Raw genomic sequence first — 14,359 nt, forward strand, 5'->3', positions numbered from 1 at the left:
CACCATGTCGCAGGTTTCCACCCAACCCATTGCGCAAGCCACCGCCGCAGCGGGCGCGACCGCCGCCGTCAGCGAAGAAGCCACGATGAAGAAGGTGATGCGCCGCCTCATCCCCTTCATCCTGCTGTGTTACGTGGTCAGCTACCTGGACCGCATCAACGTCGGCTTCGCCGCGCTGACCATGAACAAGGACCTGGGCCTGACACCCTCGCAGTTCGGGCTGGGTGCGGGCTTGTTCTTCATTGGTTATTTCTTCTTCGAGATCCCCAGCAACCTGGCGCTGCATCGCTTCGGCGCGCGCATGTGGATTTCGCGCATCATGATTTCCTGGGGCGTGATCTCGATGGCCACCGCCTTCGTGGTCGGCCCCAAGAGCTTTGCACTGGCGCGCTTCCTGCTGGGCATGGCCGAGGCCGGTTTCACGCCGGGCATCTACCTGTATTTCACGCAGTGGTTCCCAGGTGCCTGGCGCGGCAAGGCCACGGCCTTCTTCCTGATTGGCATCCCGGTGGCCAACATCATCGGTTCGCCGCTGTCGGGCGCGCTCATGGAATTGCACGGCATGTGGGGCTTCAAGGGCTGGCAGGTATTGCTGCTGCTGGAGGCATTGCCGGCCGTGCTGCTGGGCGTGCTGTGCCTGTTCCTGCTGCCGGATCGTCCGTCCAAGGCCGCCTGGCTCACGCCTTCTGAAAAGCAGTGGCTGGAAAACGAGTTGTCCACCGAGCAGAACGTGCTGGCCGCCCGCCATGGCAACAAGTTGAAGGATGCCTTCACCAACTGGCGCGTCTTCGCATTGGCCGGTGCCAACTTCTGCGGCATCCTCGGTTCGCTCAGCATCGGCTTGTGGCTGCCGCAGATCATCCGTGAGTTCGGCTTGCCCTCGCACCAGGTCGGGCTGGTCGCGGCCATTCCCTACCTGGTTGGCGCGGTGGCCATGACGCTGTGGGCGCGCCTGGCCAATCGCAGCGAGCGCCGCCTGTTCTTCGTGGCAGGGGCCATCGTGCTGGCGGCGCTGTCGCTGGCGATCTCGGCCTTCCTGCATACGCCGCTGTTGAAGATGCTGGCCATCACCATTGCGGTGGCGTCCATCCTGTCGTTCCAGGCGACCTTCTGGGCCATCCCGTCGGGCTTCCTGACCGGACGCGCAGCCGCCGGCGGCCTGGCGCTGATCGTCTCCATCGGCAACCTGGGCGGCTTTGTCGGTCCTTCGGTGATCGGCTTCATCCGCGAAACCACCCAGGGCTTTACCTATCCGTTGATCTTCGTGGCCGGTGCCTTGCTGCTGGGTGCCGTCATCACGCTGGCACTGGGTGATCCGTCCCGTGCCCCTTCCACCTCCAAGGAAACAGCATGAGCTTCTTTGCCCCGCCTCCCACGGTCGAGGCCAGCGTTTTCACCCGCTTGCCCGATCATTTCCGGTCCCCCCGCAAGAACGCCTGGGGCGATGCCAACCGGGGCGGCCTGCCCATCGATTCCTTCCTCGAAGGCCCGTCCTTCGACCGCCAGGGCCGCCTGTACGTCACCGACATTCCCTATGGCCGCATCTTCCGCATCACCATGGATGGCCAATGGGAACTGGTCACCGAATACGACGGCTGGCCCAACGGACTGAAAATCGACAAGAGCGGCCGCATCGTCATCACCGACTACAAGCGCGGCCTGGTGCAGCTCGATCCCGATACCGGGACCGTCACGCCACTGCTGGAGACGGTCGGTTCGGAAGGGTTCAAGGGCGTCAATGACCTGGTGTTCGGGCCCAAGGGCGAGATCTATTTCACCGACCAGGGCCAGACCGGCCTGCAGGATGCCACCGGGCGCGTGTATCGTTTGTCGCCCGACGGCCAGCTGACCTGCCTCATCAACACCATCCCCAGTCCCAACGGCATCGTCTACGACCCGGCCCTGAACCACCTGCTGGTGGCGGTCACGCGGGCGCAGCAGATCTGGCGCATCCCGCTGCATCACAACGGCGTGGTCGGCAAGGTCGGCGTGTTCGCCAACCTGCACGGCGGCATGGCCGGTCCCGATGGCCTGGCGCTGGATGCCGAGAGCTGCCTCTACATCGCCCACACCGGCTTCGGCTCCATCTGGCGTCTGTCGAAGTTTGCCGAGCCCTTGCTGCGCATCCGCTCCACGGCCGGCATCTCGACCACCAACCTGGCCTTTGGCGGAGCCGACGGCAAGAGCCTCTTCATCACCGAATCCCAGACCGGATCCATCCTGCGCGCCGACGTGCCGGTGGCCGGCCTGCCCATGTATTCCCACGCTTGAGCGTGGTCCCCTGACTTCATTTTCAATCAAAGGATCCCCATGAGCACCCAACCTGATTTCATCCGCGACATCGAACGCGTCGACGCTTCCATCGTGGCCCAGGCCGCCGAGTTCCCGGCCTCCATCCTGGCCGACGTGGCCGGTCGTCGCGGTACCCTGTGCAGCCGCGTGGCACCACTCTCGCCCTCCATGCGCGTGGCCGGTCCGGCCGTGACGGTCGAAGTGCGTCCCGGCGACAACCTGATGATCCATGCCGCCATGGCCATCGCCAAGCCGGGTGACGTGCTGGTCATCGATGGCAAGGGTGATGAGACCTGCGCGCTGATGGGCGAGATCATGGTGTCGCAATGCAAGGCCAGCGGCCTGGCCGGCATCATCATCTATGGTTCGGTGCGCGATACCGAAGCCATCCGCGCCATCGGTTTCCCGGTCTATGCCGTGGGCGCCAATCCGAACGGCCCGACCAAGAACATCGCCGGCCGCGTGAACTGGCCGGTCTCGGTGGGCGGCACTGCCGTGCAGCCGGGTGACCTGATCGTGGGTGATGCCGATGGCGTGGTGGTGGTCGAGCGCGAGAAAGCCGCTTCGCTGCTGGCGGCGGCTGCCAAGAAGGTCGCCGATGAAACCAAGCGCCTGACCGAAATCCGTGGTGGCGGCCCGCTGCGTCCGACCTGGCTGGAAGGCGCCCTGCGCAAGGGTGGCGTGCTGGCCGAAGGAGAATCGCTGTGAGCGCCGTCAAGAAGGAAGTAGTGATCGTTACCGGTGTCGACCTGGCACCGCAGGCGGTTGAAATCCTGCGTGACTTTCAGCTGGTCTATGCCGGCGCCAAGCCGACCGAGGATGACATGGTCAGCCTGGTGAAGCAACATCAGCCGGTGGCCATCATCGTGCGCTACGGCGGCGTGAGCGCGCGCGTGATGGATGCGGCCCCTGGCCTGCGGGTGATTTCCAAGCACGGCACCGGCATCGATTCCATCGACACCGAAGCCGCCAAGGCGCGCGGCATTGTCGTCAAGGCCGCCGCCGGTGCCAATGCGCCGGCGGTGGCCGAGCATACCTGGGCACTCATCATGGCCTGCGCCAAGAGCGTGGTCGGACTGGACCAGCGCATGCGTGAAGGCCACTGGGACAAGTCCACCCACAAGAGCCTGGAGCTGCGCGGACGCACGCTGGGCCTGGTGGGCATCGGCGCCATCGCGCGTCGCGTGGCCGCTGTGGCGGCCGCCTTGGAGATGCCCGTGCTGGCCTATGACCCGTATGCGAAAGAAGCCCCGCAAGGCGTGCGGCTGGTCGATCTCGATACGCTGTTTGCGCAATCCGACGTGGTCTCGCTGCATTGCCCGCTGACGGCGGACAACAAGCACATGATCAACGCGCAATCGCTGGCGCGCATGAAGGATGGCGCCATCTTGGTCAACACCGCGCGTGGCGGGCTGGTCGATGAGCCGGCGCTGATTGCGGCACTGGCGTCGGGCAAGCTGCGCGCAGCCGGCCTGGACAGCTTCGAGAAGGAGCCCTTCACCGCGCCGCATCCGCTGCAGGACGTCAGCAACGCCATCCTGAGCCCGCATATCGGCGGCGTGACGGCCGACGCCTACGTCGCCATGGGCACCGGAGCGGCCAGCAATGTCCTGGCGGTATTGAACGAACAGACCGTCACCGGCTGATTCATAATGACTGACGGGCCAGCCGCCGACACAGGCGGCACCCGACTTCCGAGAGAGAGACATGGAGACCATCCAAGACGACAAGCGGCTCGAACAAGAGACCGTGCGCAAGGTGACCTGGCGCTTGCTGCCCTTCCTGATGCTGTGCTACCTGTTTGCCTTTATCGACCGCGGCAACATCGGCATGGCCGCTTTGCAGATGAACCAGGATATCGGGCTCTCGCCCAAGATGTTTGGCTTTGCCAGCAGCCTGTTCTTCATCGCGTATTTCATTTTTGAAGTACCCAGCAACCTGGCACTGCAGAAATTCGGCGCACGCAAGTGGCTGGCACGCATCATGGTCACCTGGGGCCTGATCTCGGCCTGTACGGCCTTCGTGCAGGGGCCGACTTCGCTGTATTTCGTGCGCTTCATCCTGGGCGCAGCGGAGGCCGGATTCTTCCCCGGCGTGGTGCTGTACCTGACCTATTGGGTGCCATCGGCTTATCGTGCCCGCATCGTGGCGCTGTTCATGGTGGCGATCCCGGCGGCCAGCTTCGTGGCTTCGCCGGTGTCGGCACTGCTGCTGCAGATGGATGGCATCGGCGGACTGCGCGGCTGGCACTGGCTGTTCCTGCTGGAAGGGTTGCCGACCGTGTTGCTGGGCGTGGTCTGCCTGTTCTTCCTGACGGATCGCCCCGATCAGGCGCGCTGGCTCAATGATGCGCAGCGCCAGTGGCTGGTCACCACCATGGACAAGGAAGCCGCCAGCCGCACAGCCAAGCAGCACATTCCCCTGTGGAAGCTGTTCAGCCAGCCGCATGTGTGGGGCATGGCCTTGGTGTGTGCCTGCGCGTCGGCCGCCGGTTCGGTGTTGAACGTGTGGCAGCCGCAGTTGCTCAAGTCCTTCGGGCTGACGGTGATGCAGACCGGCCTGGTCAATTCGATTCCCTACCTGGTGGCGTCGGTGCTGATGGTGTGGTGGGGTCGCCATTCCGACCGTACCGGCGAGCGCCGCTGGCATACCGCCATTCCGCTGATCCTCATCGGTGGCGGCCTGGCGCTGGCGTCGCTGGCCAACACGCTGGCCCCGGTGGTGTTGCTGCTGACGATGGTATTGATTGGCGCCTATTCGTTCAAGGGACCGTTCTGGGCCATGGCCTCGACCTGGCTGGCCACGGGTTCGGCCGCTGCCGGCCTGGCGGGAATCAATGCCGTCTCCAACCTGATCGGCGGTGGCCTGATGGTCAACGCCTACGGCTGGATCAAGGACGCCACCGGCAGCTATGCCATGGCCTTGTTGCCGCTGGTGGGTTTGTCGGTCGTGAGCGTGGTCATCCTGCTGGTGCTGTCGCGCAAGTCACGCGTGGCTGCTACCGGCGCGCTGAAGGAAGCTGTGCGCTGAGCACAAGCGTGATGACGAAAGAGCCGCCTTGCTTGCGCAGGCGGCTCTTTTGCATGGCCAGTCGCGGTTTCAGGAGAAGCCGAACAAGCTGGCCGGATTGCTCACCAGGATCTGGTGGCGCAGCGCCGGATCGGGCGCCCAGGCGGCCAGCAGGTCGAACAGCACGGCATCATCCGGCTTGATCTTTTCGGTGGGATGCGGCCAGTCGCTGCCCCACAGCGTGCGCTGCGGGGCGGCTTGCAGGTAGGCGCGCGCCAGCAGGCTGGTATCGGGATAATCAGGCGGCCCCTGCAGGGTATCGGCATAGGGCTCGGAGAGCTTGATCCAGGTGTTGCCCCGCGCCAGCAGGCGCAGGATGGCTTGGGCGCCCGGATGATCCAGTCCTTGTGGCTGGGGGATGCGGCCCAGGTGGTCGATCACCACCGGGGTGGGCAGGCCGGCCAGCACGGCTTCATGCTCGGCGATCTGTGCGCCCGACATCAGCACCTGCACATGCCAGCCCAGCGGCGCGATGCGCTTTGCCGTGCGCAGCAAGCGGTCCACGGTCGTGATGCCCCAGCTTTGCGGCGAGAGGAAGTTGACCCGCACGCCGCGCACACCCAACTGATCCATTTCCTTCAATTGCGCCAGTTCGACGTCATCGTCGATGACCACGATACCGCGTGCCTGTGCGCCGAACTGGGTGAGTGCATCGAGCAGGCAGCGGTTGTCGCTGCCATAGGTGGAGGGCTGGACCACCACGTTGCGGGCGATGCCGAGCTTGGCCATGAGGCGCCGGTAATCGGCCACCGTGGCGCCGTCCGGGCGGCCACCGCGCCAATGCGGCGAGACCGGGAAGCGTGCGTCATAGATATGGTGATGGCTGTCACAGGCCAGTGCTTGCGCCTTGAGCCGGGGTGGCTGGTCGCCGGCGGAGTTGGGAATGGATTGGGCGATGGCCGAGCGCGCTGCGGTACAGGCGAGCAGGCTGCCGGCCAGGAATTGTCTTCTGTTGAGCATGGGTCTCCTTGCGTTGTTGTTGTCGGGACGCCTGACGCAGCTGATGCGTGGTGCCGTCAACGTCCGCTTGCGGAGTCTAGCTATGGGGTGGGACGGGGACTATTTCCTTTTTTTTCGCCATTCATAACTGCAAGGAATGAATGGTGGCCAGGCAGGGCCGGTCGGCGGCTGATGCCTGCACCACGCGGGAGCCCGGGGTGGCGCAGCGAAGAGCGGCTATTGCCGTCTCGTTCGCGCGCTGGTCTTTTGGACGGCCCGCCGCACACCGATGCGCTACAAGTCCAGTTCGATCATTCGGCAAGCCGCCCTCGAACAACAGGGCGTGAACTGGTCATGGCGTGCCTTCTCCTCATCGCTCAGCACGAAATCCCGATGGTCGATGACACCGCTGAGGACGCCCGTGATGCAGGTCCCGCAGATGCCCTGTTCGCATGAGGTCGGGATCTCGATGCCATGCCGGGCCAGTACTTCGACCACACTTTTGTCTGCAGGGATGGGGAACACCTCGCCGGTGCTGGCGATCCTGACTTCGAACGCCTCACCGTCCTGTTCTCCAGCGCTTGCCGGGGCGGAGAAATACTCCTGGTGGAGCTGATCCTTGTGCCATCCCAGTCGTTCCGATTCGCCCAGGACGAAGTCCATGAAGCCGGTCGGACCGCAGACGTAGAGATGGTCATCGGGACCGCGAGAGCGGGCGATGTCGGCGAGGTCGATCTTCTGGTCTTCGCTATCTGCGTAGAAGCGGACATGCGCCGCAAACGGCCCGTGGGCCAGGCGCTGTCGAAACGCTGCGCGAGCGGGCGAGCGGGTGCTGAAGTGGAGTTCGAATGGCCGCGCTTGCGCGTGCAGTTCTTCGGCCATGGCCAGGATAGGCGTGATCCCCACGCCACCCGCCACCAGGATGGCGCGACCGCTGCCCGGGATGAGGCCGAAGTTGTTCCTGGGCGCACTGATACGGATCTGCTGGCCGACCGTGACCGCATGCATCGCCGCCGAGCCACCACGGGAGGGCTCGGCCAGGAGCACGGCGATTTCATAGCCGCGCTCCTGGTTCGACGGATTGCACAGCGAATACTGGCGGACCAGGCCGGGTGCAACTTCCACATCGATATGCGCGCCTGCGGTGAAGCGCGGCAGCATCTCTGTGGAGGCCGCCTGGAGGCGGAAAGCGCAGATGCCCTCCGCTTCCATTGCCTTGGCCGTCACCGTGACGGTCATCCAGCCGTGACTGCCTGTAGCGGGGTTCATGGTTTCATTCCTGCTGGCTGCCGGCTTCATGACTGCTGCATCATGACCACCGGCGCGCGGCCGGCTGTGGCAGCAGGTGCCGGGGCGGCACTTGCCTGGGCACTGGCTTCCTGGTCTGCACGCCCCTTCAGGTAGCGGCGCATGGCCACTCCGAGTGCATCGCTGGCGATGGAAATTTCGTACAGTTCTTCACCCTGCTCAGCAATGACCTCTTCCAGCAGGCTCAGTCCAGCCACATCCTCATCGAAAGCCTTGAAGAAATTGGTCGCCATGAATTGCGTCGCTGCTGCATCGTCCTGGGCAAAATCGCGGCCGAGATAGATGAAGTAGTGGGTGGTGTTGTGCGTGGCCGGGCTGGCCATATGGGCGACCTTGATGAGGAACTCCGGCCGTTCGCCTTCCGGCAGGGCCGAGTCATACAGGCGCGTAGTGACTTCATAGAGCGCGGGACTGAGGAATTCATTGCGCACGATGCGCGATGCGGTCGGTACACCTTCCAGGCCGGTGGGCTTGGCCCAGACCGGCGGAAGTTTGGTTGGCGAGACGGTGCGCACCAGCGCGAACCTGCCCTCGCCGATTTCAGAGGTCGTGGGTGCTTTCACATAGTCCGGCGATCCGATGGTATTGGCATGCATGTAGCTCAGGTGCGAGGTGTCGAGCAGATTCTCATGCAGGTAGACATAGCTGGACTTCAGGTCATAGTAGCCCTTGGCACCCGCCCACGCGCTGTCCTGCATCCACGGCAGCGCCGCAATCGCGGATTCATCGGCCAGCGCCGGGTCGCCCATCCAGATCCAGAGGACCGGGCCGCGTTCTGCCAGCGGGTAGGTTCGCACACCAATGTTCTTGGGACACTTCGCCACGGCCGGTGCTTCGATGCAGTCGCCGTTCTGGTCATAGCGCAGGCCATGGTAGCCGCAGACTACGGTATCACCGTCGAGCTGTCCCGCTGACAAGGGATAGGAGCGGTGTACGCAGCGATCATCCATGGCGACGGGCTTGCCCTCTCCAGTGCGGAACAGGACCAGGCGCTTGCCCAGCAGCGTGCGCTTGAGCAGTGAACGGCCCACTTCATCGCTGAAGGCAGCGACATACCATTCGTTGAAGATGAAGGGCGTATTGCGGTCGGCGAGACGGCTCATGGCGGCGCGAGCACCGCGGATGATCTCTTGGGAAGGCTGTGTCATGCTGGTCTCCATGTTGTAGTGGGTGCGGTTTCTAGCGCTTGCTGCCGGCCGGCGTCAGGGCGGCTCAGATGGGTTCTGCGAGTACCTTCAGTGATTGTTCAACCAGGACGGTCTGTTCGGCGATGGGACGGCCTGCCTGTTCGCGTCGGCCGATCTCCAGCGAGTTCTGTACCACCAGCAGGCAGCGTTCATAGCGTCGTGCCATGTAGCGCTGCAAGGCGCCGTCGATATCGCTGCCGTCGCCCAGTTCTTCAGCCAGGACCAGCGCATCTTCGGCGGCCAGCCCAGCGCCGGAGGCCAGCTGGGGGGTGGTCGGATGGGCCGCATCCCCGATGAGCAGCACGCGGCCCCTGAACCATGGACCCGGCAGCAGGAAGGCTTCCAGCGGACGCTGCACGATGGTGTTCTCAGCCGTCAGTGAGCGGCCGATGTCGCCGATGATGCCGCCATACGAACGGGTCAGGCGCTCCAGTTCCTGCGGGAGCGATGCGTCGGGAAGGCGGCGTTTCTCGGGGGAATTTTCCAGCAGGAACATGTACATCCGGTCCTTCGATACCGGAGTCAGGCCCACCTTGTAGGGACCGCCGAGGAAGAAATGGCGCCGGTCGATCTCGGGTGGCCGTGGCAACTGGGCACGCCAGGCGCTCTGGCCCGTGTATTGCGGCGCCGGGGCCTGGGGGAAGAGCAGGCTTCGCATGCGCGAGAACAGTCCGTCGGCGCCGATGACCAGGTCATAGCGGTCACGCGTTCCATCGGTGAGCTCGGCCTCGACCTGATCATGCACTTGTTCGATTTTTTCAACCGACAGGCCCAGCCTTACCTTCACGCCGGCCGCTGCCACCCTTGCCGAGAGGATCTTGTGCAGTACCGGCCGCATGATGCCACCGCAGCCCGGAATGCCGTCCTCCGGACGTACCGGCGTGGGAAGCACGGCCAGGCGTGCGCCATCGGCAGAGCAGACCTGGATGCCGTGGCCGGTATAGGCCTGGGCCTCGATCTCCGGCAGCACACCCAGGGCCTTGAATGCGCGCAGCGTCGGGCCGGTGATGGTGATGCCGGCGCCATAGACGCGCCATTGCGGATCCAGATCGATGAGCTCCACCGCGTGCCCCGACCTGGCCAGCGAAATGGCGGCCGACATGCCACCGATACCGCCGCCCACGACAAGAATCTTCTTCTGTTGCATCTGCACGAACCTCCATGGATGGGCTGGCACGCAGCACGCATCGCCGTGTGAGCCCGAATGTTGTTGACCCTGCCAGCGTAGCGGCATGCATGAATGAAATTTGCCTGAACTGGCCGTGCGATTTGTCTCGGAGCGAAGCTGCGTTTGCACGATGGTGCGCTGAAAGTCAAAAGCCACAGCACAGGAGGCAAAGTGGCCGTTGCGCGCGCACCTACGATGTCAACTCCGGGCCCGCCATGATGAGGGCTTGCAACTGACAGAGGTGACCAATTGAGCGAGAACGCAGACGTGGCCGGCAACGTGCAGGGCCGTCCCAAGACACTGGCCGAGGCCAAGCAATGGATGAAGGACAAACTGGCCGCCAAGGTCCATCCCATGAACCTGGTATCGCAGGAAGACGGTGAGCGCCTCATCGACGCGCTGCAGGGACTGGATGGCGCATCCTGGGCAGCGGTCTGGGGCAAGGCCGGCGACCAGGCCCGTACCCTGGCCGACCGTGCCCGCGAAAATGGCGACCAGGGCGCCGCCGCCACCCTCTACATGAAGGCCAGCGGCTTTTATTTCATGGGTCGTTTTCCTTGCCCGAATCACCCGGACAAGGAGCGTTGTGCCCGTGCCGAACGGGAGACCTATGTGCTGGCCGGCGCTTGCTGGGATAACCCGGTGCAGCGCATCTGCATTCCTTTTGCAGGCCGCAGCGGCGAAGGCAGCGAGATCGTCTTCCTGCTGCGTCGGCCGCAAGGCATTGCACGCCCGCCGGTCGTGGTGATGTGGGGCGGGGTCGACGCCTGGAAGGAACAGATGACCGCAGCCTGCAATGCCTTCCTGGCTGCGGGCGTGGTCACCATCGCCATGGACAACGCCGGCACCGGCGAGTCGCCGGTCAAGGGCGTGCAGGATGCAGAGCGCCAGTTCCTGCCCGTCTTCGAATGGGCCGCCCGGCAGGCCGACCTGGACGCGGACAAGGTCGGCATCCTGGGACGCTCCTTCGGTGGCTATTGGGCCACCAAGCTGGCCCACCTGCATCCCGAGCGCATCGCTGCCGCCGTCAACTGGGGCGGTGGCGCGCACTACATGTTCCAACCCGAGTGGGTCGAATCCTCCCGATATCCCGACAGCTACCTCATGGAACTGGTGGAAACGCGCCAGCGCATGCTCGGGGTGAGCACCGATGGTGAATACATCGAAGGTTTCAGGCGGCTTTCCCTGGTGGACCAGGGCCTGCTGGACCGTCCCAGCGCGCCGATGCTGCTGGTCAACGGCAAGGAGGACAGGCAGTGTCCCATTGCCGACCTGCATCTGCTGACCGAGCACGGCTCGCCCAAGGCGGTGCGCCTGTTCCCCGGTGGCCACATGGGCAATACGCCGCAGACATTGCCGACCATCGTCCAGTGGCTGTCGGCCCACGTCAAAAACCGGGCGGGGGCAGCATGAGCGGAAACTGGGTGCAGCAGATCCCCTCGCAATCTGCCTACTGGATGAACAAGGTGCTCTTCGAAGTCCACCACAACGACGGACACCTGAAGCGCTACCTGGCCTCGCCCGAGCAGTACCTGGCGGCAGTGCCGATGCCCGAGACCCTGCGGGCAGCGGTGCGCGACAATGACATCGGCGCCATGTACCTGGCCGGGGCCAATCCCTATCTGCTGCGCGCCCATTGCCTGGGCTTGCGGATTTCGGAACTGGATTTCGTGACTTCGCTCAAGGCCATCGCGCAAGGAGACCATCATGGCTGAACTGGTCGGAATCTATGCGGCGAGCCACACGCCGGTCATGCTGAACTTTCCGGATGCCATTCCCGGTGAAGACCGGGAGGCCATTTTTGCTGCGTTCAAGGACATGGGGCGGCGCATCGCCGCGTCGCAGCCAGATACGGTCATCGTCATCTCGGATGACCATGTCCACAACTTCTTCTTCAATAATTTCCCGGCCTTCTGCATCGGCGCGGCAGACAGCTATCAGACCCCGGTCGAACACTGGTTGAAGGCTGACAAGCAAGTCCTGCCGGGCAATGCCGCACTCGGTGCACACCTCCTTGGCGAGGCGCTGGAAAGCGGCTTCGATCCGTCATTCTCGATGGAACTGGTGCTGGACCATGGCTCGCTTACGCCGCTGCTGCTGGCCGGCCTGGTGCCGCATGTTCCCATCGTTCCCCTGCTCGTCAATTGCGTACAGCCGCCGCTGCCCACCATGCGGCGCTGCGTGGATTGGGGCCGGTTCCTGCGCAAGGCAATTGCCAGCTTCGAGCCCGGCAAGCGCATCGCAATTCTCGCTACCGGCGGCATCAGCCACGACATCGCCACACCTCGCATGGGAATGGTCAATGAGGAATTCGACCGCCAGTTCCTTGCCAATCTGTCCAGCGGCAATACGCAGGTGATCGTGGACCATGCGACCGGCCACGTGGCACAGGCCGGCAACGGCGCCGAGGAAATCCGCAACTGGCTCATCGCCCATGGTGCGGCCGAGGGCGCTGCGTTCGAGACCTTGTACTACAAGGCGGTCTCCAAGTGGTACACGGGAATCGGACTGGCCCAATGGAACGTGAAAGGCTGAGATGAACGCACAGATCATTGCTCCTGCAGCTGGCTCGCCAAGCCAGGAGACCGGCCATGCCGTCGTGCTGCTGCATCCTGTGTGCGCCAACAGCGATATCTGGCGACTGCAGGTACCGGTCTGGTCGCGCAGCCTGCGTCTTGTGCTGGTTGACCTTCCGGGGCACGGTGCGAGCAAGCCCATGGGCGGCCGCCCTGTCCTGGCAGACTTCGCCCGGCAGCTCGGGAGGACGCTGGACCAGGCCGGCATCGACCGTGTTTCGCTGGTCGGCGTGTCCTTGGGAGCGATGGTTGCGCAGGCGTTCGCGCTGGCCTTTCCCGGGCGCATCCACAAGCTGGTGCTGGCCAATGCCGGTGCGGCCACGCCTGCCCCGGTGGTGCAGCTCTGGAACGAGCGGCAGCAGGCATACCGTGAGCTGGGCGCGGAGCAGCATGTCAGCTCGACCATCGAACGCTGGTTCGATGAGGCTTACCGGCAGCGCGCGCCGCTGACCGTGCGCTGGATAGAATCGATGGTACGCGCCACGACACGGGAAGCTTATTTCGAGGCAGTGGACGCCATCAAGGAAATGAACCACCTTGCCCGACTGCACGAGATCGTGGCGCCCACCCTGGTGATCGCCGGCGAAAGGGACGCTGCGGTCAAACCGGAAATCTGCGCCAGCCTGGCCGGGGCGATTCACGGGGCGCGTTTCATCGTGCTGCCCTCGGGCCATATCAGCAACGTCGAGGCCGCACTGGAATTTACCGAAACCGTCGGACAGTTCCTCTCCACCTGATCACGCGCCGCTTCAGCATGCGTTCCGCTGCTACGCGGGACGCATGTCCTGGCCCTCCTTCAGGCTTGCTGCTTGCGATACTCACGCGGCGTCAGCCCGAACTTCTCCTTGAAGGCCCGGCTGAAATGGGCCACATCACTGAATCCCCAGCCATAAGCGATTTCGCCGATCGGACGGTTCGACAGTTGCCGTGACACCAGGTCTTCCCGGCATCGCTCCAGCCTTTCCGACCAGACCCACTTCATCAGCGATGTCTGTTCGGCCGTGAAGAGCTGATAGATATGGCGGGTCGACAGATTGACCGCCTGCGAAATCATTTCCGCATCCAGCGAGGAGTCGTGCAGGTTGTCGCGCACAAAGGTACGGATGCGCTCGAGGTGGAATACGTGCAGCTTGGACGGCAACGCGGTGATGTCGCGGTCACAGCCGGAAAGGGCCACTGCCAGCGTGTAGGGCAGGGCCTGGGCGATGCGTGCCGCGGTCGTTTCGTCGAGCTCGGGGGCCATGTCGAACATGGCGTCGTTCATCGCACGGAAAATGGCACCGGGTCCGTTTGCGGTCTCGATACGGATGGCCGTGCGCAGATGCGCATCGGGCACCACGCGCCTCAGCAGTTCCGAATCCACATAGGTGGAGTGCGTCACGATGTGACCGGTTTCGATATGGAACGGCGATGCCAGGTCGATCAACACCATGTCACCGGGGCGGACATGGCTGCGTCTGCCTCCCTGGGAGACCTGCGCTTCCCCCTCCTTCTGGAGCGTCACCAGCCAACGGCGCGTTTCCTTGCGGCTGGCAGGTGCCGACGTTTCGTGGGGAGAGAAGCGGATGGATGCAAATTGCAGGCTACGGCTGCAATAGGCCTGCATCTGCGTGCTGAGCGGCTCGTCTTTTCCCGAGTCCAGCGACAGGCCGATGGAAAACAGGCTGGCCATCTGCCTTTCAAACAATCGGGCGCCCTCGCGGGAAGGACTCTCAGCGGTAGAGAAGGTGCGGATAAAAATGGCTGTCTCCTTATGATCGCGGCGCTCTGTGCGTGATCAGCGGTTGCGCGAGATGCGTTCGCCGCCGGTGGCGCCTTGT

At 64.1% G+C, this 14,359-nt stretch carries 14 protein-coding genes; 9 read left to right on the forward strand and 5 right to left on the reverse strand.

What is annotated here, in order from left to right:
- Window positions 1-4: 4 nt before the first annotated feature.
- The 5 genes from FYB76_RS17385 (at window position 5) to FYB76_RS17405 (ending at window position 5,322) form a co-directional block, all read left to right on the forward strand.
- Complete coding sequence (locus FYB76_RS17385; RefSeq protein WP_154134429.1) at window positions 5-1,354, forward strand: MFS transporter; 1,350 nt, start codon at window positions 5-7, stop codon at window positions 1,352-1,354.
- On the forward strand, window positions 1,351-2,271 hold the full coding sequence (locus FYB76_RS17390) for an SMP-30/gluconolactonase/LRE family protein (RefSeq protein ID WP_088756551.1): 921 nt from the start codon (window positions 1,351-1,353) through the stop codon (window positions 2,269-2,271). Before FYB76_RS17385 ends, FYB76_RS17390 begins: the two co-directional genes overlap by 4 nt.
- Before the next feature lie 39 nt (window positions 2,272-2,310).
- Window positions 2,311-3,000 (forward strand): RraA family protein, encoded by a 690-nt coding sequence (locus FYB76_RS17395; protein ID WP_088756550.1) that lies wholly within the window; start codon window positions 2,311-2,313, stop codon window positions 2,998-3,000.
- Entirely contained in the window at window positions 2,997-3,938 is a 942-nt protein-coding gene (locus FYB76_RS17400; protein ID WP_370516369.1) for a hydroxyacid dehydrogenase, read from the forward strand. Before FYB76_RS17395 ends, FYB76_RS17400 begins: the two co-directional genes overlap by 4 nt.
- A gap of 61 nt (window positions 3,939-3,999) precedes the next feature.
- Window positions 4,000-5,322: an MFS transporter gene (locus FYB76_RS17405; RefSeq protein WP_088756548.1), complete on the forward strand. Its 1,323-nt coding sequence runs from the start codon at window positions 4,000-4,002 to the stop codon at window positions 5,320-5,322.
- A 69-nt stretch (window positions 5,323-5,391) separates the two neighbouring features.
- On the opposite strand, the gene FYB76_RS17410 is transcribed toward FYB76_RS17405, so the two are convergent.
- The 4 genes from FYB76_RS17410 to FYB76_RS17425 form a co-directional block, all read right to left on the reverse strand.
- A complete protein-coding gene (locus tag FYB76_RS17410; RefSeq protein WP_154134431.1) occupies window positions 5,392-6,321 on the reverse strand; it encodes an amidohydrolase family protein in 930 nt (309 codons plus the stop codon).
- Between the two features lie 273 nt (window positions 6,322-6,594).
- Window positions 6,595-7,569, reverse strand: a complete 975-nt coding sequence (locus FYB76_RS17415) for a PDR/VanB family oxidoreductase (protein ID WP_154134432.1) — start codon at window positions 7,567-7,569, stop codon at window positions 6,595-6,597.
- Between the two features lie 26 nt (window positions 7,570-7,595).
- Entirely contained in the window at window positions 7,596-8,756 is a 1,161-nt protein-coding gene (locus FYB76_RS17420; RefSeq protein WP_154134433.1) for an aromatic ring-hydroxylating dioxygenase subunit alpha, read from the reverse strand.
- A gap of 64 nt (window positions 8,757-8,820) precedes the next feature.
- Window positions 8,821-9,942: an FAD-dependent oxidoreductase gene (locus tag FYB76_RS17425; RefSeq protein ID WP_154134434.1), complete on the reverse strand. Its 1,122-nt coding sequence runs from the start codon at window positions 9,940-9,942 to the stop codon at window positions 8,821-8,823.
- A gap of 270 nt (window positions 9,943-10,212) precedes the next feature.
- Here FYB76_RS17425 and FYB76_RS17430 point away from each other — a divergent pair, with 270 nt between their 5' ends.
- From FYB76_RS17430 to FYB76_RS17445, 4 genes are read left to right on the forward strand one after another with little or no spacing between them, the layout of a single operon-like run.
- Window positions 10,213-11,376 carry a S9 family peptidase gene (locus FYB76_RS17430; protein WP_154134435.1) on the forward strand — a complete coding sequence of 388 codons (1,164 nt, stop codon included), beginning with the start codon at window positions 10,213-10,215 and terminating at the stop codon, window positions 11,374-11,376.
- A complete protein-coding gene (locus FYB76_RS17435; RefSeq protein WP_088756543.1) occupies window positions 11,373-11,678 on the forward strand; it encodes a subunit of meta cleavage enzyme in 306 nt (101 codons plus the stop codon). Before FYB76_RS17430 ends, FYB76_RS17435 begins: the two co-directional genes overlap by 4 nt.
- Complete coding sequence (locus FYB76_RS17440; protein WP_088756542.1) at window positions 11,671-12,498, forward strand: 2,3-dihydroxyphenylpropionate 1,2-dioxygenase; 828 nt, start codon at window positions 11,671-11,673, stop codon at window positions 12,496-12,498. The genes FYB76_RS17435 and FYB76_RS17440 overlap by 8 nt, the downstream gene beginning before the upstream one ends.
- Before the next feature lies 1 nt (window position 12,499).
- Window positions 12,500-13,276: an alpha/beta fold hydrolase gene (locus FYB76_RS17445; RefSeq protein WP_154134436.1), complete on the forward strand. Its 777-nt coding sequence runs from the start codon at window positions 12,500-12,502 to the stop codon at window positions 13,274-13,276.
- A gap of 59 nt (window positions 13,277-13,335) precedes the next feature.
- Here FYB76_RS17445 and FYB76_RS17450 read toward each other — a convergent pair whose 3' ends face one another.
- Window positions 13,336-14,211, reverse strand: coding sequence for a helix-turn-helix domain-containing protein (locus FYB76_RS17450; protein ID WP_154134437.1), 876 nt, complete (start codon window positions 14,209-14,211; stop codon window positions 13,336-13,338).
- Window positions 14,212-14,359: the final 148 nt, after the last annotated feature.

Source organism: Herbaspirillum sp. CAH-3, assembly GCF_009668275.1.
Classification (GTDB): domain Bacteria; phylum Pseudomonadota; class Gammaproteobacteria; order Burkholderiales; family Burkholderiaceae_D; genus Herbaspirillum; species Herbaspirillum aquaticum.

What these genes read in the sequence shown, in the direction of transcription:
- FYB76_RS17385 (WP_154134429.1), top strand. Translation starts at nt 5, where the DNA reads ATGTCGCAGGTTTCCACCCAACCCATTGCGCAAGCCACCGCCGCAGCG.
- FYB76_RS17390 (WP_088756551.1), top strand. Translation starts at nt 1,351, where the DNA reads ATGAGCTTCTTTGCCCCGCCTCCCACGGTCGAGGCCAGCGTTTTCACC.
- FYB76_RS17395 (WP_088756550.1), top strand. Translation starts at nt 2,311, where the DNA reads ATGAGCACCCAACCTGATTTCATCCGCGACATCGAACGCGTCGACGCT.
- FYB76_RS17405 (WP_088756548.1), top strand. Translation starts at nt 4,000, where the DNA reads ATGGAGACCATCCAAGACGACAAGCGGCTCGAACAAGAGACCGTGCGC.
- FYB76_RS17410 (WP_154134431.1), bottom strand. Translation starts at nt 6,321, where the DNA reads ATGCTCAACAGAAGACAATTCCTGGCCGGCAGCCTGCTCGCCTGTACC.
- FYB76_RS17415 (WP_154134432.1), bottom strand. Translation starts at nt 7,569, where the DNA reads ATGAACCCCGCTACAGGCAGTCACGGCTGGATGACCGTCACGGTGACG.
- FYB76_RS17420 (WP_154134433.1), bottom strand. Translation starts at nt 8,756, where the DNA reads ATGACACAGCCTTCCCAAGAGATCATCCGCGGTGCTCGCGCCGCCATG.
- FYB76_RS17425 (WP_154134434.1), bottom strand. Translation starts at nt 9,942, where the DNA reads ATGCAACAGAAGAAGATTCTTGTCGTGGGCGGCGGTATCGGTGGCATG.
- FYB76_RS17435 (WP_088756543.1), top strand. Translation starts at nt 11,373, where the DNA reads ATGAGCGGAAACTGGGTGCAGCAGATCCCCTCGCAATCTGCCTACTGG.
- FYB76_RS17440 (WP_088756542.1), top strand. Translation starts at nt 11,671, where the DNA reads ATGGCTGAACTGGTCGGAATCTATGCGGCGAGCCACACGCCGGTCATG.
- FYB76_RS17445 (WP_154134436.1), top strand. Translation starts at nt 12,500, where the DNA reads ATGAACGCACAGATCATTGCTCCTGCAGCTGGCTCGCCAAGCCAGGAG.
- FYB76_RS17450 (WP_154134437.1), bottom strand. Translation starts at nt 14,211, where the DNA reads ATGGCCAGCCTGTTTTCCATCGGCCTGTCGCTGGACTCGGGAAAAGAC.